A 24,086-nucleotide genomic window follows, 5' to 3' on the forward strand; every position below is an offset into this window, starting at 1 on the left:
GGCCTGTTTGGGCGAGACGGGCATGGATTGATGGGCCTTGCAGGAACTATGAGAAGCACTCTGACATCATTGCCGGGCTCAGGCCGGCCATTCACGTCTCAGAGCCACGGCAGTTCGAAACCGTGGATGGCCGGGACTGATCCCCGGATTTGATCCGGGGACGGGAATGACGAAGATTAGACTCACTTCTGGAACGGCTTGTAATAGGTCGCGATGCCCTTGTTGATCTCGGCGGCCGCCTGCTCCGGCGTCTGCTGGCTCGCGAGCATCTTCTGCACGTTCGACTGCAGCAGCACCGATCCGCTCGGCTCCTGGTAGCGGAAGCGGACGAGCATCAGGTAGGACATGGAATTCTCGGCGAGCTTCGCCACCTCCTGCGTGATCGGGTCTTCGATCTTGATGCCCTTGATCGGCGACAGGTTCTTCAGGACATTGGTGAAGGCCGTGCCATATTCGGGGGTTGCGAGATAGCGGATGAACTTCAGGGCCGCGTCCTTCTTCTCACTCTTGGCGTTCACCGCATAGCCGCCGTCGTAGTATGTCGCGATGAGAGCCGGGTCGCCCTGCTTCATGACGGGAGCCGGGAACACGCCGAGATCGAGTGTCGGGTTCTGGTTCTTGAAGTTGGCGACCTCATAGGAGCCGCCCGCGAACATGGCGGCGCGCCCTGCCACGAAGAGTTGCTGCGAGGACGCATAGTCGACGCCCGTGAAGTTCGGCGAGAAGTACTGGCTGACATCCTTCAGCTTGGCGAGCGCGTTGACGAAGCGCGGATCGGTAAAATTCGCCCTGCCGGAGACGATGTCTTCCTCGAAGGACTTGCCGAGCATGGACGACAGAAGGCCGCCCACGATGGTCTCGTTCTGCCATGCGGTGGCGGTGCCGTTGGCGAACGGCGTGATGTTCTTGGCCTTGAGCGCCTGACACACGGCCATCAGCTCGTCCCAGGTCTTGGGCGGAGTCACACCCGCATTTTGGAAGATCTTCTTGTTGTAGACGACGAGCTGTGCCTGCATGGCGAAGGGGACGGCATAGATCTTGCCGTCCGAGCGCAGCGTCTCGGCGGCGAGCGCAGCCTCGGGGAAGTTGGCGAGTTCCGGCACATTCTGCGTGTCGAGGGCGACCAGATACCCTGGCGTCGCGATAGTCTCCAGATTGCCGTAGGCGCGAACCTGAATCACGTCCGGGCCGCGGCCGGCGGCGAGCGCCGTGGAGAGAATGGTCTGATAGTTCTCGGGCGCGTAAGTCTCGAACTTGATCGAGATGTTCGGCTCCTTCGCCTGGAACCTCTTGATGGCATCCTGGTAGAAGGCCTTATCTTCCTGGCGCCAGCTCCAGAATGTCAGCTCGGTCTGCTGCGCCATGGCCGCACCGGCAGAGAACAGGAAGCCGCCGGCGGCAGCGCCCATCAGAATGCGTCGGGTCAGTTTCATTGTCGGTCCCCTCATCGTTGAAGTCCTTGATCCTCCCACCGATGGACAGCTGTCAGGTCTGCCCTTCGGAATTCTTTCTAACCGCTCGTCTCGGCCGCGATCACGAGCACGCTCGCATCATCGTGCGCTTTAACACGCGGATATTCCTCCGACAGGCGGTCGCTGCGCTCCAGCGCCCGCAATTCTCCGATCAGATCGTCCCCTCTACCCGCCGCCAGGGCGGCATGGAGAGAGGAATTGGTATAAGTTCCGAACACATCGACGAGACGCATGAAACCGTCCGTGGCGAGGACGATCAGCGCCCCGGCTTGCACCTCCGCCTCGAAACGCAACTCGTGCCCGGCGAAAGGCAGACACGGATTCACCACCCAATAGCCACCCTGCTGGTTGAGCTTGGTGCGATTGTCCATAATCTGACGCCTGACCGCGTCCGGCATCCGACCCGGTTCGTGCCCTCCGCCCTCGAGTGCGGCAAGCGTCCTTCTCTCGAAGGGCTTCGCCCGCTCGTCGGTCCAGCGCACGATCCCCTGCTCCGAAGGCACCAGGGCGACCACGTCTCCAAGGAGAAGCCCCTCCACCCGAAGCCGCCCTTCGCCCGCCCGTAGGGCCCGAACAAGGCCGAGGCACGCGGAAGGGGCATGGTGGACGTGAAGGCCGGGACGATGGGCGGTCGCGTCCTCGAAGGCCCGGCTGATCTCGGTCTCCAGTCGCTGGAGGAGATCCGTTCCCCCGTACCCCTCGCTCGTCAGCTTTCCCAGGGCCTCGTCGATCGCACCTGCAAGCCAGGCGGCATCGCTGCCGCCCCCGGTCAATTGCTCGGTCGAAAGGCCCGTTGCGCCGTCGACGATCCAGGCGCAATGGCCGAGCAGGCCTAACCCGTCCTCATTGATACGGGAGCCGGGTACAGATTGCCGGTAAAGGGACCGGAGTCGGGGTTCGGGGCCAGTCAGGGTCACCCCTAACTGGTCTCATATTGGTCGCCTCCTGTCCATACTGGCCTCAAGTGCTGTTCACACCCGGAAACGGTCACAGAGGCAATCCGGTATAATTCTCGGCCAGGGCCTTCGAGGCGGCCTCCGAGCCGATCAGGTAATCGAATTCCGTCCGCTGCATCCGCCGCCCGAAGGCGTCGGTGTCCGGAAAGGTGTGGAGAATGGAGGTCATCCACCAGGAGAACCGCTCCGCCTTCCAGACCCGGCTGAGAACGCGCGCCGAGTACCCGTCGATGCCCGCAGGCGACAGCTCATGATAATATTCGGTCAACGCCTCGGCCAGGACTCCCACGTCGCTGGCGGCGAGGTTCAACCCCTTGGCTCCCGTGGGGGGCACGATATGAGCGGCGTCGCCGGCCAGGAACAGTCTGCCGAACCGGAGAGGCTCGGCCACGAAGCTCCGCAACGCGGCAATGGACTTCTCGATGGAAGGGCCGGTGACCAGTCTGTCCGCCGTCTCCGCGTCCACACGCCAGCGCAGCTCGTCCCAGAAGCGCTCGTCGGGCCAGTCCTCAACCTTCTCACCCGAGGGAACCTGGACATAGTAGCGGCTACGGGTGGGAGAGCGCATGGAGCAGAGGGCGAAGCCCCGCTCGTGACGGGCATAGAGCAGTTCGTCCGCAACGGGCGGGCGGTCCACCAGGAGGCCGAGCCAGCCGAAGGGATAAACACGCTCGAAAGTGGTCAGAGCGCCGGACGGCACGCTGGCGCGGCACACACCGTGATACCCGTCGCATCCGGCGATGAAATCGCAGGCGATCTCCTGCGCGATGCCATCCTTCACAAAGCGGACCTTCGGCTTGTCCGTGTCGAAGTCGTGGATCGTGACGCCGTCCGCCTCGTAGAGGGAGACCTCGCCCGAGGCGTCCCGGGCCTGCATCAGATCGCGGGTGACCTCCGTCTGCCCATAGACGGTCACCGTGCGCCCGATCAGGCTTCGGAAGTTAAAACGATGTCTGTCGCCGTCGAAGCAGAACTCGACCCCGTCATGCACCAGCCCCTCGACGTGCATCCGCTCGCCGACTCCAGCCTTTTCAAGAAGCTCGACGGTTGCCTGCTCCAGCACGCCCGCGCGGATGCGGCCGAGCACGTAGTCCCGGCTGCGCCTCTCGATGATGATCGTCTCGATTCCTTGCTTGTGCAGGAGCTGCCCCAGCAGGAGCCCTGCGGGACCCGCGCCGATGATCGCGACCTTGGTACGCATTGTCCTTCCCTCCCGCATGGCGCCGTATGCGGCGCCTCTTATTTCGTTCTTGTGGCGACCGCCCTTGTGGAGGCGAACCGCCGCTCGTTCACGACGTTCACCCGCAAAGGAGAGGCGCAATGAACGGAAAAACCGTGAAGAACCCCGGCGATGAAGATGTCCCGGGCACCAAGCAGACGGCCGAGAACATCTGCCCTGCCTGCAGCGGCTCCGGCCGGTTGAACCAGAGCCCCTGTCCCGATTGCGGCGGAAGCGGCAGAGTGACCGTCATCGTAGGTGATGCCTAATGAGCGGCGACTGAGGACGGCAGAAAGCTCATTCCCTTCACGAGCGCCTGCGCCTTATGCAATCCTGCCGCCGTTGCCGTTACCATCTGAGGCAGCACGAGCCATTCCAAGGTCCATGCCGCGCCCGAACGTTCGTTCTCGTGCACCAGCGCCTGGTGAAGCGTGCCGAGCAGGCCCGCGTTGTAGCGGGCGAGAGCAATCAGCACCTCCGCCTGAACCGGATTGGACTTGTGCGGCATGGCAGACGACCCGCCGCCCGATGCGAGCCGCACCTCCCCCACCTCGTTCTGCGCCATCAGGGTCAGGTCCTGTCCGATCTTTCCGAGCGTGCCCGACAGAAGCGAGAGAAAGCCCGCAAACTCGCCGATCCGGTCTCGCTGCGAATGCCAGGACGGGCCGTAGCCGAGACCGAGGATCTCCGCCACGGCATCGGCCACCGCATCGCCATGGCCCTTCATCTCGCAGCGCGTTCCGACGGGCCCGCCCAGCTGCACGACCAGAAGACGGGGCGCAAGATTCTCCAGCCTCTCGGCATGGCGCTCCAGCGGCTGAAGCCACGTATCGATCTTGTCAGCGGCCGTGAACGGCAAAGCCTGCTGCATGCGCGTATGGGCCATCAGCGTCATCGCCCCGTCCCGCGCACGCAAATCGCGGAGAGCCGAGGTCAGGTCGCTGATGCGACGGCCCAGGATCTCGACAACACCCTTCAGGCGAAGGACCAGTGCCGTGTCGATCATGTCCTGGCTCGTCGCGCCCAGGTGTACGGCCTTCGCATGAGGCTCGCCGACGGCCGCCCGCAATTGCCTCACGAACGCGGGGACGACCACCCCATCCCGTGCGAGCCCCTCAGCCAGGTCGCTCCAGTCCGGCTGAAAGCTGCGGCAGGCTTCGGCAATTCTCTGTGCGGCCACTTCCTCGATGAGACCGGCTTTCGCCTGTGCTCGGGCGAGTGCGGCCTCCGTCTCCAAGAGGGCTGAAAGTTCGGCCTCATCGGACAGGAAAGCTTCCACCGCCTCGTCGCCGACGAGTGCCTGTAGCAAGGGATGGGGATGCGCCCGCATGGCGATGCTCCTCGACGATCACACGGCCTCAAGGGCGATGGCGATGCCCTGCCCGACGCCGACGCACATGGTCGCGAGCGCCCGCTTCTTGCCCGTCAGCTTCAACTCCAATGCCGCCGTACCGGTAATCCGTGCACCCGACATGCCGAGAGGATGACCGAGGGCGATCGCGCCGCCGTTCGGGTTCACATGCGCCGCATCCTCCGCGATCCCGAGCTCGCGCAGTACGGCAATCCCCTGGCTGGCGAAGGCCTCGTTGAGCTCCACTACGTCGAAATCCGATGGCTTCAATCCGAGCCGCGCGCACAGCTTACGTGTGGCCGGCACGGGCCCGATGCCCATGATTCGCGGCGGCACGCCCGCTGCCGCTCCGCCAGTCACGCGAGCGAGGGGCTCGAGTCCAAACTTCCGCATGGCCTCTTCCGACGCAACGATGAGCGCCGCCGCGCCGTCGTTGACGCCCGACGCATTGCCTGCCGTCACTGTACCCTCCTTGCGGAAAGGCGTCGGCAGTTTGGCCAGCTGCTCGAGGGTGGTGTCGCCGCGAGGATGCTCGTCCCGCCCCACCACGACCGGGTCTCCCTTGCGCTTCGGGATTGTCACCGGAACGATCTCGCGCGCTAGGCGCCCAGCTGACTGGGCGGCGGCGGCCTTGGCTTGAGAGCGCAGGGCGAATGCATCCTGATCTTCGCGCGAGACGCGATAATCCTCGGCCACGTTCTCGCCGGTCTCGGGCATGGAATCCACACCGTATTGGCTCTTCATCAGTGGGTTGACGAAGCGCCAGCCGATGGTGGTGTCGTAGATCTCCGCGGTGCGGGAAAACGCCGTCTCAGCCTTCGGCATCACGAAAGGGGCACGGGACATGGACTCGACGCCGCCCGCGATCATCAACTCGGCCTCGCCGGCTTTGATGGCGCGAGCCGCCGCGATCACCGCATCCATGCCCGACCCGCACAGGCGGTTGATCGTGGACCCGGGCACGGAACCGGGCAGGCCCGCCAGCAGCAGGGCCATGCGGGCGACGTTGCGGTTGTCTTCGCCTGCCTGGTTCGCGCAGCCATAGATCACATCGTCGACAGCCTCGAGATCGATCCGCGGGTGCCGTTCCACGAGCGCTTTCAGCGGAACGGCCGCAAGGTCATCCGCACGCACGCCGGACAGAGCTCCGCCGTAGCGGCCAATGGGCGTGCGCACATATGCGCAGATGTAAGCCTCACGCATTGTCAGCTTCCTTTCTTGCCGCCATGGGCGCGCTCGGTCCGAGCCTGGAGCTCGCGCAGGGTGGTGAGTTCGAGTTCGGATGGCGGCGGCGTCTCTTCGAGGTGATCGGAGAAGTGCACCTTCCAGCCGCAGGTATCCTGCACCTGCTCCCTGGTCACGCCCGGATGCAAGGACACTACGTTGAATTCCTTGGTCTCCGGATCCGGCTTCCAGAGTGCGAGATCGGTGATCAGGAGCGTTGGGCCCTTCGTCGTGATGCCGAGGCGCCGGCGATGATCGCCGCCGTCCCCATGGCCAAAGGAAGTGTAGAAGTCGATCTTCTCCACCATGCCGCGCGTCGCTTGTTTCATGGTGATGAACACCTCCTTGCACGACGTGGCGATCTCCGGCGCGCCGCCGCCGCCGGGCAGGCGCACCTTGGGCTTGTTGTAATCGCCGATCACGGTGGTGTTGATGTTTCCGAAGCGGTCGATCTGGGCGGCCCCCAGGAAGCCGATGGAGATACGCCCGCCCTGGAGCCAGTAACGGAACATCTCGGGCACCGAGACCGTGGTGAGCGCCGTCTCGCACAGCTCCCCGTCGCCGATGGAAAGCGGCAGGACATTCGGCGCCGTGCCGATGGTGCCGCTTTCATAGATCAGGGTAATGTCCGGCGCGTGGGTGAGCCGCGCCACGTTGCAGGCCGCCGACGGCGCGCCGATACCAACGAAGCATACGTCCTTGTTGGACAACGCGCGGGACGCCGCGATCGTCATCATCTCGTTGGGAGTGAAGTCGGTGATCATCGCCATGGTCACAGCCCTTTCACGCGTTCTGCAAAGGCTTCGGGTCCCGCCTCGAGTACATTCGTCCTCATCCATTGCGTGAACAGATCGCGATCAGCGGAAACCTTGTCCCATTCAAGGTAGGACGCGTTGTCGCGCTCGTAATAGCCGTGAGTGTAGGACGGATGCGCGCCCCCCGGCACATGGGCGATGGATGTGATCGCCCAGTGAGGTAGCACGCAGAGATTCGGATGGAGATCGTCGAAGTCTTCGACGATCTCCTCGACGGTGACTACCGAACGTCTGGCCGCGAGGACTGCCTCCTTCTGGACGCCGATGATGCCCTCGATGAGCACGTCGCCGCGCCGGCTCGCCTTCTGCGCATGAATGAAGGTCACGTCCGGACGGTGTGCGGGAACGGCGGCCAGCTCCTCGCCCGTGAACGGGCACGTGACGCTGCGGATCTCGGGATTCACATCCCTCAACCCCGCGCCGCGATAGCCGCGGAAGACGGCGCAGGGCAGACCGGCCGCTCCGGCCTCGTAGGCATTGGCCATGGCGGCATGGCTGTGCTCCACCGTCTCGATGGCGCGCGGCCAACTGTTCTCGATGGCGTCGCGCATCCGGCGCAGCAGGCCGACGCCCGGATTGCCCGCATAGGAGAAGACGACCTTCTTCGCGAGGCCCATGCCGATCATCTGGTCGTAGATGATGTCAGGTGTCATGCGGATCAGCGTGAGATCCTTGCGACCCTGGCGAATCGCCTCGTGAGCGGCCGCATGCGGGATGAGATGGGTGAAGCCCTCGAAGGCGACGGTGTCTTCGTCGCGGAGATTGTCCCTGACGGCCTCCTGAAGGCTCTGAAACTTGGCCATGCTGCTCTCTGTCAAATGTCGAAGAACACGGTTTCCTTCTCACCCTGGAGATGGATGTCGAAGGTGTAGGTGGGCATTCCGTTCTCCTCGCTGCGCGAGGCGATGAGGGTCGGGACGCGGACCTTGTGCTCGATGCGCGCCAGCACAGGGCATTCCGCGTTGGCCGCCTCCTCGTCGCCGAAATACATGCGGGTATGAAGGCCGATATTGATGCCGCGCGCCACGATCCAGAACGTAATGTGCGGCGCCATGAGGCGACCGTCTCTGTAGGGGACGCAACCGGGCTTGATCGTTTCGAACTTGTATTCACCCGTCACGCCATCCGTAGGCTGACGCCCCCAGCCGGTGAAATGCGGATCGGCCTTCCCGCGCCTTTCCCGAGGGCTGTTGTAGAGGCCTTGAGCATCCGCCTGCCAGATTTCGACGAGCGCATCCTTCAAAGGCGTTCCGCCGCCGTCATAGATGTGCCCCTTGACGACGACACGCTCTCCCTTCGTCTCAGGGCCGACGAGGACGAGGCCGAGATCCTCCTTCCACACTCCCGTGATCTCGACCCAGTTCGGCATGGCGCCGATATGGACGTAGGGACCTGCGGTCTGGGAGGGCGATTCTTTCAATCGGTCGAGCTTCTGGACCATCAGTTCCCCTCCATGCGGTTTTCAAACATCGTCGAGCGGCGGCCGCGCAGGACAATGTCGAACTTGTAGGCGAGCGCATCCATCGGAAGCGTGTTCTCGCGGTCGAGCGCGGCGATGAGCTGCTCCACGGCCTGTCTGTCGGGAATGGTTGAAACGATCGGGCATTGCCAGATCATCGGGTCGCCCTCGAAATACATCTGCGTGATGAGGCGCTGCGCGAAGGCGTGGCCGAAGATCGAAAAGTGGATATGCGCGGGGCGCCAGTCGTTGATGCCGTTCGGCCAGGGGTACGCGCCCGGCTTGATGGTGCGGAACCAGTAGCGCCCCTCCTCGTCCGTGATCGTGCGTCCGCAGCCGCCGAAATTGGGATCGAGGGCTGCCAGATAGGTTTCCTTCTTGTGTCGGTAGCGTCCGCCCGCATTGGCCTGCCAGAACTCCAGAAGAGCGCCGGGAACCGGACGCGCGTTCTCGTCGAGCACCCGGCCATAGACGATGATGCGCTGGCCGATCGGGTCGCCCGTCTTGGCGAAATTGCGAATCAGATCGTTGTCGAGCGGCCCAAGCCTGTCGTGCCCGAACACGGGACCGGTCATCTCGGAGATGGTATTGTCGAGCGAGAGAAGCGGATATTGTGGAGAGCGTAAAATCGAGGTCTTGTATTGTGGCGTGAAAGCCGGCGGATGCCAGCTCCTGTCCCGATGGTAGAATGATTCATGGTCCGACATGGCCGCCCTCCCCGACGAAGCCGCTATTCTTGCTTTTGAGCCTTTTCCATCTCGTCATAGGCTCTCTTGACGATCTTGAAGGCATGGTTGGCGGCGGGCACGCCCGCATAGACCGCCACATGCAAGAGAGCCTCGCGGATATCCTCCTTTGTCGCGCCGGTATTGCGCGTGGCGCGCACATGCATGGCGACCTCCTCGTCATGGCCCAGCGCCGCGAGCAGCGCGATGGTCACGATGGAGCGCTCGCGCTTGGTGAAATGCGGGCGCGACCACACCGAGCCCCAGGCTCCTTCGGTGATGAAGGCCTGGAAATCGGCATCGAACTCCGTCATCTGGGCGCTGGCCCGGTCCACATGCGCATCCCCGAGAACCTGGCGACGGACGGCCATCCCGGCCTTGTAGCGCTCGCCCCCGTGATCGTCAGACAAGGCCCACCTCCTGAAGATGTTTCTGAATCAGATGCGTGAGGACCTCAGGTTTCTCGATGCAAGGGATGTGACCGCATCCCTCGATCAGCTCGAAGCGTGCGCCAGGAACGAGTCTTGCGGTGCCGCGCACCACGTCGGGCGGCGTCGAGCCATCCTGGTCTCCGGCCACGCAAAGGGTCGGTGCTACGATCGCTCCCGCATCGGCCGTGAGGTCCGCGTCACGAATGGCCGCGCAGGTTCCGGCATAGCCCTGTGCGGGATTACGCACCAGCATGTTGCGCCATCCGGCAACGTCATCCTTGCGCGTTTCGCGGAATTGGGGCGTGAACCAGCGCTGCAGGACGTTCTCCGCAATAGGCTCGACTCCACCCCTCTCGACGGCGGAGATGCGCTCGGCCCAGAGCTCGGGCGTTCCGATCTTCGCCGCCGTACAGCAGAGGACCAGCGCCGTCACACGCTCAGGGGCCCGTACGGCGGCGCGCTGCGCGATCATGCCGCCGACCGACAAGCCCACGAGAGCGGCGCTCCCGATCCCGAGCCGGTCGAGCAGCGCAAGGAGGTCGTCCGTATGATCATCCATCCGGTAAGGTGCGGGCGACGTGTCCGAAAGGCCATGCCCGCGCTTGTCGTAGAGCAAGACGCGGAAGCGATCCGCGAAGGCGGGCGCAACCGCCTGCCAGATGCGGAAATCGCTGCCCAGCGAATTGTTGAAGACAAGCACCGGTGCGTCGGCTCTCCCGATGGCCTGGTAATGAAGGACGATGCCGTTTGCGCGAATGAATGCCATGCTCCACCTCAATGCAGAGAACCGACGCCGATGTAATGCTCGACGAGACCGGGATCGGCCCGCAGGGCCTCGCTCGCGCCCTGCCAGACGATGCGTCCCCGTTCCAGGATCAGGACGGTCTCGGCGAAATCAAGAGCGCTCTCCAGGCGCTGCTCCACGAGCAGGATCGTCATCTCGCCGCTGGAGGCCAGGAGCGTGAAGGCCTCCATCAGCTCCTCGCAGATCACTGGGGCCAGACCTTCCAACGGCTCGTCGAGAAGAAGCACGGCCGGTCTTCCGAGGATGGTGCGGGCCGTGGAGAGCATCTGCTGTTCGCCGCCGGACAATTGCCAGCCAAGATTGTTCCGGCGCTCGTGAAGGCGCGGGAACATGTCATAGGCCTCCTGGATCACGTTGCGCGGACGATCCTTGATACCGACGATCAGGTTCTCCTCCACGGTGAGGGACCGGAAGATGTCGCGCGTCTGCGGCACGAGTCCGATGCCCCGACGGGCGCGCTCCGAACTCTTCAGCGGCGACAGGTCCTTACCACCGACCAGGATCTCCCCGCCGTAGCGCCGGTTCATCCCCATGAGGGTCGAGAGCAGCGTGGTCTTGCCCATGCCGTTGCGGCCGAGGATCGACAGGCGAGCTCCGGCGGGCACCGAGAACGACACGTCCTCCAGCACCAGTGTGGGGCCATAGCCGGCACTCAGGTTTCTGACGTCAAGCGACGCTGCGGGCATGAGCATAGTTTCCTAAATAGGCTTCGCGCACCTTCGGATCGGCAGCGACCTCCGAGGGTCCTCCCTCGAAGATGACCTCGCCCGCTGCGAGCACCACCACGCGTCTGGCGAAACGGAATACGAGATCCATGTCGTGCTCGATCATGAGCACGGCGAGGCTCGGCGGAAGGCGCTCCAGTGCCTGCTCAATGCGCGGTGTGTCGGCCGAGGGCACCCCTGCCGCAGGCTCGTCGAGCAGCAGCACCTTCGGCTTGAGGGCAAGCGCGATGGCGATTTCCAGAAGCCGCTGCTGGCCATAGGCGATCTGGCCTACCTTCCGGCGCGCGACCTCGTGCAATCCGAGGGTGCCGAGGATTCCGTGAACCTCGTCCGCCACATGAGTGTTGCCGCGAAACCGGCTCAGGATGCGCGTGGCCTTTCCCTCCCGCTGCAGCACGGTGAGGGTCACGTGCTCCTCAGGCGTGAGATCGGAAAAAAGGCGCGTCACCTGAAAGGTGCGCACGAGTCCCTTGCGCACCCGGCGCACGGCGCCGAGTTGCGTCACGTCCCCTCCGTTCAACAGGACGCGCCCCGCACTGGGCCTGAGCTGCCCCGTCACCAGATTGACGAAAGTGGTCTTGCCGGCACCGTTGGGGCCGATGAGTGCAAGGCGCTCGCCCTCCGGCATTGACAGGGAGATGTTGCGGCTCACCGCCAGCCCCCCGAAGGATTTCGACAGATTCTCGACGCGGAACAGATCGCTCATGGCTTCCCCTGCCTCGATGCAGCGACCTTCCCGACCAGGCTAGTCAGGCCGCCAGGAGCCGCCAGCACCACGGCGATCAGCAATGCACCCACCATTGTCATCCAGTGGAACGGGTTGAAGGCTGACACCACATGCTCAAATCCCATGAAGATCACGGTTCCGATCAGCGCGCCATACAGCGTGCCGAGCCCGCCGAGCACCAGCATGACGAGCGCATTCGCCGAGAGCTCGAAGCTCACACTGTCGAGGCCCACGACCTGCGTGGAGACAGCGGCTAAGGCGCCACCTGTTCCGGCGACAGCACCCGAGATCACGAACATTTTCAACAGAACCGGGAATACGAAGGCCCCCATGGCACGGATGCGGACCGGATCCTGCTTGATGCCGCGGCACAGCATCCCGAAGGGCGAAGCCACGACGAACTTGAGCGCGATGAAAACGAGCAGGAGAAGGACAAGTCCCATGAGATAGGCCGTCCGCCCCCACAGATCGAACTCGAACAAGCCGAAGAGAGGACTGACCATCAGGCCCGCCAGCCCGTCGCTGCCGCCCGTATAGGCCGAGGCCTTGTTGGCCGCCTCATGGAACAGCTGTACGATGGCAATGGAGAGAACGAGCTGGGCAAGGCCGTGCGCCCTCAGCATGACGCCCCCCATGAGGAGGCCCGCCGCGGCGCCCGCAATCGCCCCGATGGCGATCAGCGTCATCGGCTCGGTCACGCCGTTCACGCAGGCGATGCCGGCCGCATAGGCGCCCGCGCCGAACAGGGCTGCCTGCCCCAAGGTAGCGACGCCGCAATAGCCAACGACGAGATCGATCGACAGCACGAGCAGGGCCACCGCGACGATCCGGGTGAGCAGAGCGAGATTGTCCGGGAACAGCCAGTAGCCGGCCGCGCCGCAAGCCGAAATCAGAGCGATCCCCGCGGCGTCGCGCCACAAATGGCTTTTCGCGTCGGGCATTGCCGATACCGTTCCCGCTTGCGCCATGATGTGCATGCTACTGAGCCCTTCCGAGGAATCCGCGCGGGAACAGGCAGACGATGAGGATCACGGCGGCGTAGAAGAAGAAATTGCCGAAATCGGGCATCAGGTAACGCCCTGTCGTGTCGACGAACCCGAGCACGAGACATGCGATGAGAGCCCCCGGGATGGAGCCCGCCCCGCCGACGGAGACGACGACGAGAAAGGTCACCATGTAGCGCAGGGCATAATACGGCTCGATGGGCAGAAACTCCGCTCCGACCACGCCGCCGAGCGCGGCAAGGCCGATGGCGATGGCGAAGCTGATGGCGTAGACCACCTGGGTGCGCACGCCGAGCGCGTCGCTCATAGCCGCATTGTCGACCGTCGCTCGCAACTTGATGCCGAAAGTCGTCCGCTCGATGAGATACCACAGGCCGCCGGCCACGGCCGCGCCACAGGCGATCACGAACAACCGGTGCGCGGCGATGGTGCGAAAACCCACGTCGAGCGGCTGGCTCAAGGCTTCCGGCAGCGGAATGATCTTCAGCGTCGGACCCATGAAATAGTTGGTGATGCCGATCACGCAGAAGGTGAGACCAATCGTCATCAGTACCTGGGTCAGTTCCGGACTGCCATAGATCCGCCGGTAGAGAAAGCGCTCGAGCGGAATTGAGATCACGATCGTGCCGATGATCGCGAGGAAGATGCTGGCCGCATAGCCGAGCCCGAGATCGCGCGCAGCGTAGGAGGCGATATAGCCTGCGATCATCGCGAAGGCGCCGTGGGCGAGATTCACGACGCGCATCAGACCCATCGTGAGGGACAGGCCGATGCAGATGATGAACAGCACCATGCCGAACGCCAGGGCGTCGATGGCAATGCTGAGAATAGTCTGCATGGAACTCTTCCGCCTCCTCGTTCGGCGCCGGTTCGAGAGTGAAGGCGGACGCGATCGACGGGGAATCGCGCCCATCCTTTCCGTTTCGTTCACTGAGTGGCGAGACCGGGATCCTTCTGGTCCGGGAAGGTCTGGATTTCCTTGTTGATGTACTTCCCGTCCGCATCCTTTGCGACCTCGCGCAGATAGATGTTCTGCGTGATGTGGCGGGTCTCGGGCTCGATGCGGACCGGCCCGCGCGGGCTCGTCCAGGACAGGCCCCTGACGGCGTCCACCGCCTTCTTCGCGTCCTGCTTGCCGTCCGTGGCCTCGATCATCTTGTAGATGACGTGCATGCCGTCATAGGCGCCGACCGCCGGGAAGGAGAGCTGGTCCGCCGAGCCAATGGCCTTGACGGCGGCTTCCACGAACTTCTTGTTCTCCGGACTGTCATGAGCAACCGAGTAATGGAAGCTGGTCTTGAGGCCTTCCGCCGCCTCGCCGAGGGCCGGCAGGTCGGATTCCTGCGTCAGGTCGCCGGGTGCGTAGAACTTGATTCCCGCCTTCTTGAGCCCCGTCTCGTTGAAAGCCTTCACGAAACCCAGGGTGGGCGGGCCGGAGGGCAGGAACGCGAAGAGGCCGGTCGCGCCGGAATCGCGCACGCGCTGCATGATCGGGCTGAAATCCGTGGTATTCATCGGCATTCGGACGGCCTCGACCACCTGGCCGCCAGCCGCCTCGAACGCCTTCCTGAATGCGTTCTCGGCGTCTACGCCCGGGCCGTAATCGCTGACGACGGTGATCGCCTTCTTCACGCCCTCGTTGAACGCGATCTTTCCGAGCGGGTTCGTTGTCTGCGCCGTGGTGAACGACGTGCGGACCACGAGCGGCGAGGTGTTCACGATCGCGGACGTGGCCGCGTTGAAAATGACGAGCGGCGTATTGGCCTGGGAGAGCAGAGGCGTGATCGCCATGGCGTCCGGCGTGAAATAGACGCCGCCGAGATACTGCACCTTCTCCTTCACCACGAGCTCCTGCGCCAGGGCGCGGGACTGCGCGGGATTGGCAGCAGGAAGATCGCGATAGATGATCTCGATGTCGTGGCCTTTCACGGACTTCCCGTTGAGCGCCATATAGGCTTCGACACCAGCCTGGAAATTCTTGCCCTGCAGGGCGAACGGACCCGAGAACGGGCCGATGATGCCGACCTTGATGGTGTCGGCATATGCGGAGACGGAGCCCATCAGCATCGCGCTGACGGCCGCACCCAGTATTCTCTTGCCCGCTATCATCGTCGTTTTCCTCCCTGCAAGCCCACGAATCTCCTTGGATGGACCGTGGTTTTCTGGTCGATGTCAATCAGCTTGTGCGCTTTGCGAACATTGATTACCATTACGAACATCAAGGACGATTCAGGGGCGCGGTGTCAAGACGCCATGAGTCGAACCCGCCGCTTTTGGAGGGCAGCATGCAGTCTGAGCAGACGGGCGGTCAGGAGAGGGACGACCGGGATTTCGTCGCGAGCCTCGAGAAGGGCCTTCTGGTGATCGAGGCTTTCGACGCCAGCCGTCCACGCCTGACCCTGTCTGACGTAGCCAAGATCACCGGCATCACCCGCGCGGCCGCCCGTCGGTACCTGCGCACGCTCACCCGTCTCAACTATGCGGATTTCGACGGGCGCTACTTTTCCTTGAGCCCGCGCATCCTCAGGCTCGGGTATGCCTATCTCTCCTCCACCGCGCTTTCGACGCGCCTGCAGCCCTTCCTGGAGCGTATCTCGGAGGAAACGGGCGAATCGAGTTCGGCGGCGGTGCTGGACGGCGATGATATCGTCTACATTGCCCGCTCGGCCACGCGCCGCATCATGTCCATCGGATTGGGGGTCGGGAGCCGCCTGCCCGCTTATTGCACCTCGCTCGGCCGGGCGATCCTGGCCTTTCGCCCGCCGGAAACGGTCGAAACCTATCTCGAGAGAGTCACCCTGGAACCCCGCACACCGGAGACCATTACGGACAAGGACCAATTCCGGGCCGTGCTGGAGGCCACGCGGCAGCATGGTTACGCCATCGTGAACGAAGAGCTGGAACTCGGCCTGCGCTCCATTGCCGTGCCGCTCGTGCAGAAGAACGGCCACGTGTCCATCGCCCTCAACGTCAGCGCCCAGGCCGCGCGCGTGCCAGCCTCCGAGATGGAGGAACGGTTTCTGCCATCGTTGAAGGCCGCCAGCGACGCCTTGCGCTACACTTTGTGAGGTCTAGGCTTGGCCGTATTGATCGAAATGGCCTTCTGAGCGTTAGCAGGTAGATCCAGCTTGCGCGACGAAGGACATGCCATGGTTACCCTCGAGATTGCCGGCAAGGCGGTTGCCGTGACCAATGCCGACCAGGAGCAGGCCCAGGAGCTCTTTTTGAGCGAGAGCTTTAAAGATGACCTGAAGTCGTTTAAGAGCGAGGGCCGATTCCTCTGGGACGGCTCAGCTGCCTTGACTACCAGACCCGCATCCGAACACGAGATCGATGCGTTTTATGAGGTTCTGGACGAAGAGGATGAGGACGAGGTCGAAGACGGCGAAGACTCTGGCGACATCAACATCGATGTCGTGTTCCTGGTGTCGATCGACGAAATAGACGACGGTGCCGCCTCCGGCTGATCATCCTTATCGGAGCTTGGAAAGCTCCCTCCAACTGGTTCAGCCCCTAATCTCATGCCATTCCCCAAGACCAATCCGAGCCTTGAGCGCGCCCTCGCCGACCGAGGCTATAACGATCCCACCCCCGTCCAGGCCGCCGTCCTTGAGCAGGATGCCCTCGACCGCGACCTCCTCGTCTCCGCCCAAACCGGCTCGGGCAAGACGGTCGCCTATGGCCTTGCCATGGCCTCCACCCTGCTGGGCGAGGCGGAGCGCTTTAGCGCCCCCCGCGAGCCCCTGGCGCTCATCATTGCGCCGACCCGCGAGCTGGCGCTCCAGGTCAACCGTGAGCTGATCTGGCTCTACGGCCCGGCGGGCGCGCGGGTCGTCTCCTGTGTCGGCGGCATGGACGTGCGCCGCGAGCAGCGCGCTCTGGAAGACGGTTGCCACATCGTCGTCGGCACGCCCGGGCGCCTGCGCGACCATCTGGAGCGCGGACGCCTCGATACCTCGAAGATGAAGGTCGTGGTGCTCGACGAGGCCGACGAGATGCTCGATCTCGGTTTCCGCGAGGATCTGGAATTCATCCTCGACGCCACCCCCGAGAACCGGCGCACGCTCCTGTTCTCCGCAACCCTGCCGAAAAACATCGTCGCCCTCGCCCGACGCTACCAGCGCGACGCGCATCGCATCGACACCCTGGTTGAAAACGAGCCGCATGGCGACATTGACTACCGCGCCATCCGCTGCGCTCCGAATGAGACCGAGCTCGCCACCGTGAACGTGCTGCGTTTCTACGAGAGCCGTGGCGCGATGGTATTCTGCCATACCCGCGAGGCTGTGAGGCACCTCCATGCGAGCCTGGTCGAACGCGGCTTCGCGGCAGTTGCCCTCTCGGGCGAACTCAGTCAGAGCGAGCGCAGCCACGCCCTGCAGGCTCTGCGCGACGGGCGCGCCCGGGTCTGCGTCGCCACCGACGTCGCTGCGCGCGGCATCGACCTGCCGGATCTCGGCCTCGTGATCCATGTGGATCTGCCCAACGATCATGAAACGCTCCTGCACCGCAGCGGCCGCACGGGCCGCGCCGGACGCAAGGGCGTGTGTGTCATGCTCGTGCCCTATACGCGCCGCCGCAAGGCCGAACGCCTCATTGATCAAGCAGGCATCGACGTGACCTGGGCCGGGCCGCCATCGGCCGACGGCATCCGCAAGCTCGACCGCGAGCGCCTGATGCAGGATCCGATCTTCTCCGAAGAGACGACGGAAGAGGATCTGGCTATGGCGAAGGTTCTCCTTGCCGAGAAATCCGCCGAGGAGATCGCCAACGCACTGGCGCGTTTTCATCGTTCGCGCCTGCCTGCGCCGGAAGAGATCTTCGATCCGGGCGAGGATCGCGGCCCGCGCCAGCGCAAGGACAAGCGCGAGCGCCAGGACGAGCGCGCCCACGGCGGGCGGGATTGGGGCCGCGGAGCTTCCGAGGATGGCGCCTACGGCTCCTCCGAGGACATGGTATGGTTCCGCATGAGCGTAGGGCGCCGCAACAACGCCGATCCGCGCTGGCTTCTCCCGATCATCTGCCGTCTCGGCCACGTGACGAAGAAGGAAATCGGCTCGATCAAGATCTTCGACCGGGAATCGAAATTCCAGATCGCGAAATCCCACGCGCCGAAATTCGCGGCCTCTGTACGCAAGGCGAATGACGAGGACATCCGCATCGAGCCCGCCGATGCACCGCATGGTAAATCCTCGGACGCCCCCAGGCTCAAGAGTCCGAAAGGCAGAGGCGACTTTTCCGATCGTAAGCCTCCCCGGGAGGGCAAGCGCGCTCACGAATCCAAGCATCCTCGCGACAACACCGGCACCAAGGACGCCAAGCGGCCGAAAGACAAGAAGCGTGCGTCGGACAAGCGCCGCTGAGAAAGCAAATCAGCCGGAATGCGAGAGCGCTCCGGCTGATTTACACGATGCCGTCGATAGGTTCGGGATTCGCTGGCGGGCTTCCCGAGATTTTCGAACACGGCTCCCGCCAGCGGCACGAGCATCGCCGGAAGGACGGAGTCGACCGGATGCCGGCTGTTCTCTTGTGGCGGGCTTCGGCCAGGCGTTTTCCTTCGAATGCCGGCAAATGCAACATAATCCACTCTCTGGGCGGAGAGCAGACGGGGTGCGCGCGAACCTGTAGATTCTTCTGCGTACCGTAGGGGCAGAACAATGAAACCCGACATGGACCTGATCTGCGCGCTCACCTCGTTTTCCGTCGGCACGCTCGATGGCCGGGATACGATGATGGTGATCGAGACGGCCACTACAGCGGAGGAGTACGAGCAGGGCGTGCGCCGACAGATGCCTGTGGCCATGACGGCCGAGCATGCCCGCGAGTTGGGCGAGGCGCTGCTGCTGGCTGCCAGGGCCGCACTGATGGGCGACGCGCCGTCATACGCCCTCAACTGAGCAGGAAGGCGGATAGGTCCTCCTCTGGCAGAGGTCGATCCATTGCAGGGCAATATAGTTTTTTGCATTGCAACGCAGGCATTGCTCCGGCGTTATCCAATCCATGGAACGTGAAGGGTATGCCTGATGCAGCGCCTAGGGAGCATGATCCACCAATTGGCTCGCTATCGCAGCCAGTGGGAAGGATTGATGAGGGCCGCAGCCACGAACGAAGCCCCGCTCGAGCCCCTGAAAACGGCCCTGCAACGCTTGGTCGAAACAGAGAATTTCGGCGTCAATCCGGGCAATCTGCGCATGTTCACCTATGCTCCGCCGGAACTCGCCTCGTCTCCCGGTCTGGTCGTGGTTCTTCACGGGTGCACCCAGAATGCCGCAGGCTACGACTTGGGCTCCGGGTGGTCGGTCCTGGCCGAGCGTTATGGCTTCGTGGTGCTCTTTCCCGAGCAGAGGGAAACCAATAATCCCAAGCGCTGCTTCAACTGGTTTCAGACCGGGGACACCGAGCGCGACCGGGGCGAGGTCGCTTCGATCCGCGAGATGGTTGAAATTGCCATCCGCAAGCATGGCATCGATCGCGATCGCGTCTTCGTCACTGGGCTGTCGGCAGGCGGCGCCATGACGGCCGCCATGCTGGCCACCTATCCGGAGGTGTTCGCCGGAGGCGCCATCATCGCAGGCCTGCCCTACCGATGCGCCACCAGCGTCTCTGAGGCCTTCGAGTGCATGTTCCAGGGACAAACCCGTCCGGCAGGGGAATGGGGCGACCTGGTGCGCCAAGCCTCGCGGCATCGGGGCCCCTGGCCCAAGGTGTCCGTCTGGCACGGCAGTGCGGATGCTACCGTCAAGCCCATCAACGCGGGCGAGATCATCAAGCAATGGACCGACGTTCACGGCCTTTCGACCTCCGCGAGCCGCAGCGAGACCGTGGACGGCTATCCGCGTCGCGTCTGGGTGAACGACGCCGGGGAGGACGTGATCGAGGAATACATCATCAGCGGCATGGCTCACGGCACGCCGCTCGCCACGGGCAACGACGAGAACCACTACGGTGTCGCAGGCCCGTTCCTGATCGAAGTGGGCATTTCCTCGAGCTATCACATCGCAAAGTTTTGGGGGCTCACGGGCAGTATCGTCTCTCAACACAAGCCCAGCCTTCGGGCGGAATCCCTTGCGGACGGACAGGCGCGCACCCGGCAGGAAGACAGGCGCGGCCGCGGGAAGGATGTGCCGTCGCCGATTCCCAATGTAGGCGGCGTGATCGTGAGGGCGTTGAAAGCCGCAGGGCTCATGCGTTGACAGCTCTATGGGTCTTTCTCAACGCTGAGATCATCGTCCGTTCGCATCTCCCCGCTTACGCAGTTCATGCGTGACCGCGCCGGGATGACGTGCATGTCGTCATCCCCGATCCCGGCGATCTCACGCATGATCTTGGTGCGGATGACCATGGCGAACTGCTCGGGATCGTGCAGCGGGATCATGAACGAACCTGCGCCACCGATAACGCATTCCTTGTAGTATACGTCCAGCCCATCCATCTCCCGGCTGCTCTGGGTGCGCCCGAACATGATCGGCAATCCGTTGATCACGATGCCGTCCGCGAGCGCCTCGTCCCGTGCGAGAACGACTTTGCGCCCATCGTTGTTGGGTCCGTCCCCGGAGATGTCGATGACGCGGCGTGCGGACATGCCCCCGAGCTCCTTGAAGAGGTCACGGCTAAAATCGATAATCCCGGAAATCGATGTCATGCCGGCCTGCCGGATCGGCTTGCCGGCAAGCCGATCGGCAAAGGCGATCGCTTTCTCGGGGCCGTCGATGATGGTCCATGGCACCAGGACCGTCTGATCCTTGGCACCGGACCACTCGACATAGGTCACCGCGATCCGGCCCGCCGCCCCGTTCCGAATGGCTTCGTGCACCAGAGTGGAGCGGAAGGCTTCTGCGAAGCCGGTGCGTTGCAGTCCCTGCTCCTCCGCTTCCATGGAGGAGGAGATGTCAACGGCCACAACGAGAGCGATATCGAGCTGAGGTTCGGCGAGCGCCGGCATTCGGTCGAGAAGGCCGCCGGTGAGAAGGAGGAACGCAGGAATCCACCCGAAACGACGAAGCATGAGGACCTCCGCCCCTGTACTCGATCAATGCGATCAGCGCTGGTTGTCTCCTCTCAACGCGCCAAGCTGGACTTTGATGCGCCACGGGAGCGAATATTGATGGCCCCCTCGTTGCGTGAGCCTGCTCTTCACCGGCAGGCCAGACCGCACATGCTTCTCCCTTGTGGCGGGCTTCGGCCAGGCGTTTTCCTTCGAATGCCGGCAAATGCAACATAATCCACTCTCTGGGCGGAGAGCAGACAGGGTGCGCGCGAACCTGTAGATTCTTCTGCGTACCGTAGGGGCAAAACAATGAAACCCGACATGGACCTGATCTGCGCGCTCACCTCGTTTTCCGTCGGCACGCTCGATGGCCGGGATACGATGATGGTGATCGAGACGGCCACTACAGCGGAGGAGTACGAGCAGGGCGTGCGCCGACAGATGCCTGTGGCCATGACGGCCGAGCATGCCCGCGAGTTAGGCGAGGCGCTGCTGCTGGCTGCCAGGGCCGCACTGATGGGCGACGCGCCGTCATACGCCCTCAACTGAGCAGGAAGCGCCTCATCGGCATGTCCGAGAGGCACCCATGTCGCAATAAAAACGGTTACGGTGCGCCTCGTTGTCATCGGGGCTGAGTACCACGTCGACGAAGGAGCAGGCCCCGTCCCGCACCGCAAGGCCGCGTGGCGGGGCCTGTCCCCCCTCCCAGTCGCGTGCAACTGTCACATTCCGCTCGTCAGCCGGTACGAAACCGGTAATGTCGATGGCATCGGCGGTCGCATGTTCGCTTTGGAGACCCGCCGCACGGTGGTTGATGTTGCGTCAGGCACAAATCCCTTGATGAACGGTTCGCGCGACAGCCTGTCCGAGATGGCGGTATGCGGGAGGATCAATCACGTGAATGTCGAACAGGGCCCAAGCCACTGCCAGAGGGCATGAGGCCATGAAGTTCCGGTTCAAGGATCGGGATGACTTCCCCACAGCAACGACCTTGGAAAGGCCGCCCCCTCATCGCCCCGATGACCCGCAACGGCATGCCGGAGACTTCCGAATCCGCCAACCCCGCCAAGCATTGCGGCGGGATTCTTTGGAAGCTGGAGAGCTTCATCCGCGTCAAGTCGCTCCCTCATCGGCAATGCGCAATGCCGCGAACGGATCGAGGTGACTGGGGAACAGCGATCCTCCCAGGCCAGACGGGCCCGGAGACAATCGCAAGCCCAAGCACAACTGCGATGGCGAGCCGACCGAGGAGCGTCGCAAGAAGCCGGGTCCGGTGGAGCAATGGAGGGGCGCTGTCCCGCACGGCATGGATTTAGAGCAGATTGCTCACGGCCCAAGAAGGCAGCCGAAATGCACCCTACTCCGTCAGGAGACCTGCGCGATGCCGCGGCAGTGAAAGCTGAGCACGCGTGGAGCCCCGCCAAGATAATACTCCTCCATATCCCGGATCGAGAATCCGGCCTGCTGAAGAAGTTCCGCCACCGGGCGCGTGAGATTGCAGCCTACCGCGAGCGAGCGCCAGATCGGATTCAAGCGGCGTTGCCAGCGCGCCACGTCCTCCTCAGGCGACAATCCATGCTCAAGGAAGAGTACCTTGCCCTCGGGCTTCAGAACACGCCGCACTTCCCGGAGCGCCCGGTGGGGATCTTCGACCGTGCACAGAGTGTAGGTGATCACCGCCGTGTCGATGGTGCAGTCCATCAGGGGCAGCGCTTCGGCCGGAGCGTGGAGAATTTCTAGAGGCACTCTGCTGTTTCTGTGCCGCGTTTCGCCAAGGTGCAGAAAAGCGTCGTTCGGATCGACTCCGATGACCTTCGTCACGGAGAGAGGATTGTAGAGCGGCAGGTTCAGACCGGGTCCCATGCCGATCTCGAGCACCTCTCCGCTTGCCAGCGGAACGATCCGCTCGCGCTCGGCCATAATGTCGTCCATGGAGCAAAGGCAGCTCACGAGTTTCGGACCTATGAAGCGAGAATAGATGCCCATCGCTGCTTCCCGTCAGGAGGGAAACCGCGAAGGTGTCGAACGTCGCCGGTCGGGGCCCCGCCAGCCGAAATAGACGTCGAAAGGCTCAAGTCCGATATCCAGCAGCATTCGCTCATCCCATCGCGACAGCTCCCGGCAGCTTCTCTCATGCGCTATGGCTTTCCAAACCCGCGCGGCGAGGTCGTGGGCAGGCTTGATGACGTTCTCGGCGGCCGCACGTACACGTGAGCCGGAACGGGTGATCCCGCCGCCAGTCAAAGCAATATTCCGCATCTTGGCATGCCTCCCAGCCTGTTTGATGCTAGATTACGCCGGGCCGTGCTCCGGCTGACGCCGATGAATGCAAGACAGGACTGCCTGTCATCAGCAATGTTGATGATGCGCCTCATGCGGCCTGACTTCTGTGACTCTGGTCACATTGCAACCATCGCCGGTGAAAGGGCTCCTCATGGCTGGACCGCACAAACTCGCGCTGCTGCTCAAGGCCAATGCCTTCTTTGCCGGTCTCGGCGACGATGTGATCGAAGCCATCGCAGTCCTGTGCGTATGCAGGCGGCTCGAACCGGGCGAGACGCTCTTCCTCAAGGGCGATCCGGGAGATGCGCTCTACGCGGTGCGCCGCGGGCAGATCCGCATCGCGACGAGCATTCCGTCCGGCAGGCGCCTGACGCTGAACCTGCTCGGCCCAGGCGACGTATTCGGTGAAGTCGCATTGCTCGATGGCCGCCCCCGCACGGCGGATGCAGTGGCGACCGAGCCGACGGAGCTCTATACAGTTTACCGGCGCGACTTCTTCGGCCTTCTCGAGCAGCGCCCCTCCGTCGCGATCCGCATCGTCGAACTGCTCTGCGAGCGCATTCGCTGGATGAGCTCGCAGATGGAAGAGCGCGCCTTGCTGCCGCTTGAAACCCGGCTGGCCCATCGCCTCGTTGCGCTGAGCGAGGATTATGGCTGCGAACTGCATGTGAGCCAGGAGGAGCTGGCGGTCTTCGTCGGCGCAAGCCGCGAGAGCGTCAACCGCCAGCTTCAGAACTGGCGCCGCCTGGGATGGATCGAGTTGAGCCGCAACTGCATCCGCGTGATCCATCCATCCCGTCTCTCTCGTCCTACCGGTGACGGCAGCAGCAGCCTCGAGCACGGTTCCATGTGATTCATCTCACAGAAGGCCCTATCGTCCGCCCCCAGAATGCGGATCTGTTC

At 63.5% G+C, this 24,086-nt stretch carries 28 protein-coding genes; 8 read left to right on the plus strand and 20 right to left on the minus strand.

Annotated elements, in window-relative coordinates; genetic code table 11:
• Window positions 1–182: 182 nt before the first annotated feature.
• From GR328_RS01670 to pobA, 3 genes are all read right to left on the minus strand, one after another.
• Window positions 183–1,433, minus strand: a complete 1,251-nt coding sequence (locus GR328_RS01670) for an extracellular solute-binding protein (RefSeq protein ID WP_160882785.1) — start codon at window positions 1,431–1,433, stop codon at window positions 183–185.
• A gap of 77 nt (window positions 1,434–1,510) precedes the next feature.
• Window positions 1,511–2,389: a hypothetical protein gene (locus GR328_RS01675; protein ID WP_160882786.1), complete on the minus strand. Its 879-nt coding sequence runs from the start codon at window positions 2,387–2,389 to the stop codon at window positions 1,511–1,513.
• 70 nt (window positions 2,390–2,459) lie between these two features.
• Window positions 2,460–3,629, minus strand: coding sequence for a 4-hydroxybenzoate 3-monooxygenase (pobA, locus tag GR328_RS01680; protein WP_160882787.1), 1,170 nt, complete (start codon window positions 3,627–3,629; stop codon window positions 2,460–2,462).
• Window positions 3,630–3,748: 119 nt separating this feature from the next.
• Here pobA and GR328_RS26610 point away from each other — a divergent pair, with 119 nt between their 5' ends.
• A complete protein-coding gene (locus tag GR328_RS26610) occupies window positions 3,749–3,916 on the plus strand; it encodes a hypothetical protein (RefSeq protein WP_170304095.1) in 168 nt (55 codons plus the stop codon).
• Here GR328_RS26610 and GR328_RS01685 read toward each other — a convergent pair.
• From GR328_RS01685 to GR328_RS01745, 13 genes are all read right to left on the minus strand, one after another.
• Window positions 3,913–4,983, minus strand: a complete 1,071-nt coding sequence (locus GR328_RS01685; RefSeq protein WP_425487004.1) for a 3-carboxy-cis,cis-muconate cycloisomerase — start codon at window positions 4,981–4,983, stop codon at window positions 3,913–3,915. The two genes, GR328_RS26610 and GR328_RS01685, sit on opposite strands and share 4 nt — an antisense overlap.
• A 12-nt stretch (window positions 4,984–4,995) precedes the next feature.
• Window positions 4,996–6,201, minus strand: coding sequence for a 3-oxoadipyl-CoA thiolase (gene pcaF / locus GR328_RS01690; protein ID WP_160882789.1), 1,206 nt, complete (start codon window positions 6,199–6,201; stop codon window positions 4,996–4,998).
• Window positions 6,202–6,203: 2 nt separating this feature from the next.
• A complete protein-coding gene (locus tag GR328_RS01695) occupies window positions 6,204–6,992 on the minus strand; it encodes a CoA-transferase subunit beta (protein WP_160882790.1) in 789 nt (262 codons plus the stop codon).
• Window positions 6,993–6,994: 2 nt separating this feature from the next.
• Complete coding sequence (locus GR328_RS01700) at window positions 6,995–7,840, minus strand: CoA transferase subunit A (protein ID WP_160882791.1); 846 nt, start codon at window positions 7,838–7,840, stop codon at window positions 6,995–6,997.
• Between the two features lie 11 nt (window positions 7,841–7,851).
• Complete coding sequence (gene pcaG, locus GR328_RS01705) at window positions 7,852–8,478, minus strand: protocatechuate 3,4-dioxygenase subunit alpha (RefSeq protein ID WP_160882792.1); 627 nt, start codon at window positions 8,476–8,478, stop codon at window positions 7,852–7,854.
• Window positions 8,478–9,203, minus strand: coding sequence for a protocatechuate 3,4-dioxygenase subunit beta (gene pcaH, locus GR328_RS01710; protein WP_160882793.1), 726 nt, complete (start codon window positions 9,201–9,203; stop codon window positions 8,478–8,480). Before pcaH ends, pcaG begins: the two co-directional genes overlap by 1 nt.
• A 23-nt stretch (window positions 9,204–9,226) precedes the next feature.
• A complete protein-coding gene (gene pcaC / locus GR328_RS01715) occupies window positions 9,227–9,592 on the minus strand; it encodes a 4-carboxymuconolactone decarboxylase (protein WP_246215647.1) in 366 nt (121 codons plus the stop codon).
• A gap of 31 nt (window positions 9,593–9,623) precedes the next feature.
• Window positions 9,624–10,418, minus strand: a complete 795-nt coding sequence (gene pcaD / locus GR328_RS01720; protein ID WP_160882795.1) for a 3-oxoadipate enol-lactonase — start codon at window positions 10,416–10,418, stop codon at window positions 9,624–9,626.
• Window positions 10,419–10,426: 8 nt separating this feature from the next.
• The gene (locus tag GR328_RS01725; RefSeq protein ID WP_160882796.1) at window positions 10,427–11,143 is read right to left on the minus strand and encodes an ABC transporter ATP-binding protein; all 717 of its coding nucleotides are present in this window, start codon (window positions 11,141–11,143) and stop codon (window positions 10,427–10,429) included.
• The gene (locus GR328_RS01730) at window positions 11,124–11,888 is read right to left on the minus strand and encodes an ABC transporter ATP-binding protein (RefSeq protein WP_160882797.1); all 765 of its coding nucleotides are present in this window, start codon (window positions 11,886–11,888) and stop codon (window positions 11,124–11,126) included. The genes GR328_RS01725 and GR328_RS01730 overlap by 20 nt, the downstream gene beginning before the upstream one ends.
• On the minus strand, window positions 11,885–12,886 hold the full coding sequence (locus tag GR328_RS01735) for a branched-chain amino acid ABC transporter permease (RefSeq protein WP_170304096.1): 1,002 nt from the start codon (window positions 12,884–12,886) through the stop codon (window positions 11,885–11,887). The genes GR328_RS01730 and GR328_RS01735 overlap by 4 nt, the downstream gene beginning before the upstream one ends.
• A gap of 1 nt (window position 12,887) precedes the next feature.
• A complete protein-coding gene (locus GR328_RS01740) occupies window positions 12,888–13,751 on the minus strand; it encodes a branched-chain amino acid ABC transporter permease (protein ID WP_160882799.1) in 864 nt (287 codons plus the stop codon).
• A gap of 89 nt (window positions 13,752–13,840) precedes the next feature.
• Window positions 13,841–15,022, minus strand: coding sequence for an ABC transporter substrate-binding protein (locus GR328_RS01745; RefSeq protein ID WP_160882800.1), 1,182 nt, complete (start codon window positions 15,020–15,022; stop codon window positions 13,841–13,843).
• A 176-nt stretch (window positions 15,023–15,198) separates the two neighbouring features.
• Here GR328_RS01745 and GR328_RS01750 point away from each other — a divergent pair, with 176 nt between their 5' ends.
• The 5 genes from GR328_RS01750 (at window position 15,199) to GR328_RS01770 (ending at window position 20,106) form a co-directional block, all read left to right on the plus strand.
• On the plus strand, window positions 15,199–15,981 hold the full coding sequence (locus GR328_RS01750) for an IclR family transcriptional regulator domain-containing protein (RefSeq protein ID WP_160882801.1): 783 nt from the start codon (window positions 15,199–15,201) through the stop codon (window positions 15,979–15,981).
• An 81-nt stretch (window positions 15,982–16,062) separates the two neighbouring features.
• Entirely contained in the window at window positions 16,063–16,380 is a 318-nt protein-coding gene (locus GR328_RS01755; RefSeq protein WP_160882802.1) for a hypothetical protein, read from the plus strand.
• A gap of 54 nt (window positions 16,381–16,434) precedes the next feature.
• Entirely contained in the window at window positions 16,435–18,276 is a 1,842-nt protein-coding gene (locus tag GR328_RS01760) for a DEAD/DEAH box helicase (protein WP_160882803.1), read from the plus strand.
• Between the two features lie 294 nt (window positions 18,277–18,570).
• A complete protein-coding gene (locus tag GR328_RS01765) occupies window positions 18,571–18,810 on the plus strand; it encodes a hypothetical protein (RefSeq protein WP_160882804.1) in 240 nt (79 codons plus the stop codon).
• A gap of 126 nt (window positions 18,811–18,936) precedes the next feature.
• Entirely contained in the window at window positions 18,937–20,106 is a 1,170-nt protein-coding gene (locus GR328_RS01770) for an extracellular catalytic domain type 1 short-chain-length polyhydroxyalkanoate depolymerase (RefSeq protein ID WP_160882805.1), read from the plus strand.
• A gap of 5 nt (window positions 20,107–20,111) precedes the next feature.
• On the opposite strand, the gene GR328_RS01775 is transcribed toward GR328_RS01770, so the two are convergent.
• Window positions 20,112–20,918, minus strand: coding sequence for a DUF1194 domain-containing protein (locus tag GR328_RS01775; protein ID WP_160882806.1), 807 nt, complete (start codon window positions 20,916–20,918; stop codon window positions 20,112–20,114).
• Window positions 20,919–21,209: 291 nt separating this feature from the next.
• Between GR328_RS01775 and GR328_RS01780 the strand changes: the two genes are divergently transcribed.
• Window positions 21,210–21,449 carry a hypothetical protein gene (locus tag GR328_RS01780; RefSeq protein WP_160882804.1) on the plus strand — a complete coding sequence of 80 codons (240 nt, stop codon included), beginning with the start codon at window positions 21,210–21,212 and terminating at the stop codon, window positions 21,447–21,449.
• 12 nt (window positions 21,450–21,461) lie between these two features.
• Here the strand turns inward: GR328_RS01780 and GR328_RS28430 are convergent, their stop codons facing one another.
• From GR328_RS28430 to GR328_RS28435, 3 genes are all read right to left on the minus strand, one after another.
• Window positions 21,462–21,716, minus strand: coding sequence for an extensin family protein (locus tag GR328_RS28430; protein ID WP_160883014.1), 255 nt, complete (start codon window positions 21,714–21,716; stop codon window positions 21,462–21,464).
• Between the two features lie 549 nt (window positions 21,717–22,265).
• The gene (locus tag GR328_RS01790; RefSeq protein WP_160882807.1) at window positions 22,266–22,886 is read right to left on the minus strand and encodes a class I SAM-dependent methyltransferase; all 621 of its coding nucleotides are present in this window, start codon (window positions 22,884–22,886) and stop codon (window positions 22,266–22,268) included.
• A 12-nt stretch (window positions 22,887–22,898) separates the two neighbouring features.
• Window positions 22,899–23,159 carry a YjiS-like domain-containing protein gene (locus GR328_RS28435; RefSeq protein WP_160882808.1) on the minus strand — a complete coding sequence of 87 codons (261 nt, stop codon included), beginning with the start codon at window positions 23,157–23,159 and terminating at the stop codon, window positions 22,899–22,901.
• Window positions 23,160–23,334: 175 nt separating this feature from the next.
• On the opposite strand from GR328_RS28435, the gene GR328_RS01800 reads away from it, so the two are divergent.
• A complete protein-coding gene (locus GR328_RS01800; RefSeq protein WP_160882809.1) occupies window positions 23,335–24,036 on the plus strand; it encodes a Crp/Fnr family transcriptional regulator in 702 nt (233 codons plus the stop codon).
• Window positions 24,037–24,086: the final 50 nt, after the last annotated feature.

The organism is Microvirga makkahensis (assembly GCF_009830105.1).
Classification (GTDB): Bacteria; Pseudomonadota; Alphaproteobacteria; order Rhizobiales; family Beijerinckiaceae; genus Microvirga; species Microvirga makkahensis.

What these genes read in the sequence shown, in the direction of transcription:
- GR328_RS01775 (WP_160882806.1), bottom strand. Translation starts at nt 20,918, where the DNA reads ATGCTTCGTCGTTTCGGGTGGATTCCTGCGTTCCTCCTTCTCACCGGC.
- pcaC (WP_246215647.1), bottom strand. Translation starts at nt 9,592, where the DNA reads ATGGCCGTCCGTCGCCAGGTTCTCGGGGATGCGCATGTGGACCGGGCC.
- GR328_RS28435 (WP_160882808.1), bottom strand. Translation starts at nt 23,159, where the DNA reads ATGCGGAATATTGCTTTGACTGGCGGCGGGATCACCCGTTCCGGCTCA.
- pobA (WP_160882787.1), bottom strand. Translation starts at nt 3,629, where the DNA reads ATGCGTACCAAGGTCGCGATCATCGGCGCGGGTCCCGCAGGGCTCCTG.
- GR328_RS01695 (WP_160882790.1), bottom strand. Translation starts at nt 6,992, where the DNA reads ATGGCGATGATCACCGACTTCACTCCCAACGAGATGATGACGATCGCG.
- GR328_RS01750 (WP_160882801.1), top strand. Translation starts at nt 15,199, where the DNA reads ATGCAGTCTGAGCAGACGGGCGGTCAGGAGAGGGACGACCGGGATTTC.
- pcaG (WP_160882792.1), bottom strand. Translation starts at nt 8,478, where the DNA reads ATGGTCCAGAAGCTCGACCGATTGAAAGAATCGCCCTCCCAGACCGCA.
- GR328_RS01770 (WP_160882805.1), top strand. Translation starts at nt 18,937, where the DNA reads ATGCAGCGCCTAGGGAGCATGATCCACCAATTGGCTCGCTATCGCAGC.
- GR328_RS01725 (WP_160882796.1), bottom strand. Translation starts at nt 11,143, where the DNA reads ATGCCCGCAGCGTCGCTTGACGTCAGAAACCTGAGTGCCGGCTATGGC.
- pcaD (WP_160882795.1), bottom strand. Translation starts at nt 10,418, where the DNA reads ATGGCATTCATTCGCGCAAACGGCATCGTCCTTCATTACCAGGCCATC.
- GR328_RS01800 (WP_160882809.1), top strand. Translation starts at nt 23,335, where the DNA reads ATGGCTGGACCGCACAAACTCGCGCTGCTGCTCAAGGCCAATGCCTTC.
- pcaH (WP_160882793.1), bottom strand. Translation starts at nt 9,203, where the DNA reads ATGTCGGACCATGAATCATTCTACCATCGGGACAGGAGCTGGCATCCG.
- pcaF (WP_160882789.1), bottom strand. Translation starts at nt 6,201, where the DNA reads ATGCGTGAGGCTTACATCTGCGCATATGTGCGCACGCCCATTGGCCGC.
- GR328_RS01730 (WP_160882797.1), bottom strand. Translation starts at nt 11,888, where the DNA reads ATGAGCGATCTGTTCCGCGTCGAGAATCTGTCGAAATCCTTCGGGGGG.
- GR328_RS01735 (WP_170304096.1), bottom strand. Translation starts at nt 12,886, where the DNA reads ATGCACATCATGGCGCAAGCGGGAACGGTATCGGCAATGCCCGACGCG.
- GR328_RS01780 (WP_160882804.1), top strand. Translation starts at nt 21,210, where the DNA reads ATGAAACCCGACATGGACCTGATCTGCGCGCTCACCTCGTTTTCCGTC.
- GR328_RS01760 (WP_160882803.1), top strand. Translation starts at nt 16,435, where the DNA reads ATGCCATTCCCCAAGACCAATCCGAGCCTTGAGCGCGCCCTCGCCGAC.
- GR328_RS01765 (WP_160882804.1), top strand. Translation starts at nt 18,571, where the DNA reads ATGAAACCCGACATGGACCTGATCTGCGCGCTCACCTCGTTTTCCGTC.
- GR328_RS01745 (WP_160882800.1), bottom strand. Translation starts at nt 15,022, where the DNA reads ATGATAGCGGGCAAGAGAATACTGGGTGCGGCCGTCAGCGCGATGCTG.
- GR328_RS01700 (WP_160882791.1), bottom strand. Translation starts at nt 7,840, where the DNA reads ATGGCCAAGTTTCAGAGCCTTCAGGAGGCCGTCAGGGACAATCTCCGC.
- GR328_RS01755 (WP_160882802.1), top strand. Translation starts at nt 16,063, where the DNA reads ATGGTTACCCTCGAGATTGCCGGCAAGGCGGTTGCCGTGACCAATGCC.
- GR328_RS01740 (WP_160882799.1), bottom strand. Translation starts at nt 13,751, where the DNA reads ATGCAGACTATTCTCAGCATTGCCATCGACGCCCTGGCGTTCGGCATG.
- GR328_RS26610 (WP_170304095.1), top strand. Translation starts at nt 3,749, where the DNA reads ATGAACGGAAAAACCGTGAAGAACCCCGGCGATGAAGATGTCCCGGGC.
- GR328_RS01790 (WP_160882807.1), bottom strand. Translation starts at nt 22,886, where the DNA reads ATGGGCATCTATTCTCGCTTCATAGGTCCGAAACTCGTGAGCTGCCTT.
- GR328_RS01670 (WP_160882785.1), bottom strand. Translation starts at nt 1,433, where the DNA reads ATGAAACTGACCCGACGCATTCTGATGGGCGCTGCCGCCGGCGGCTTC.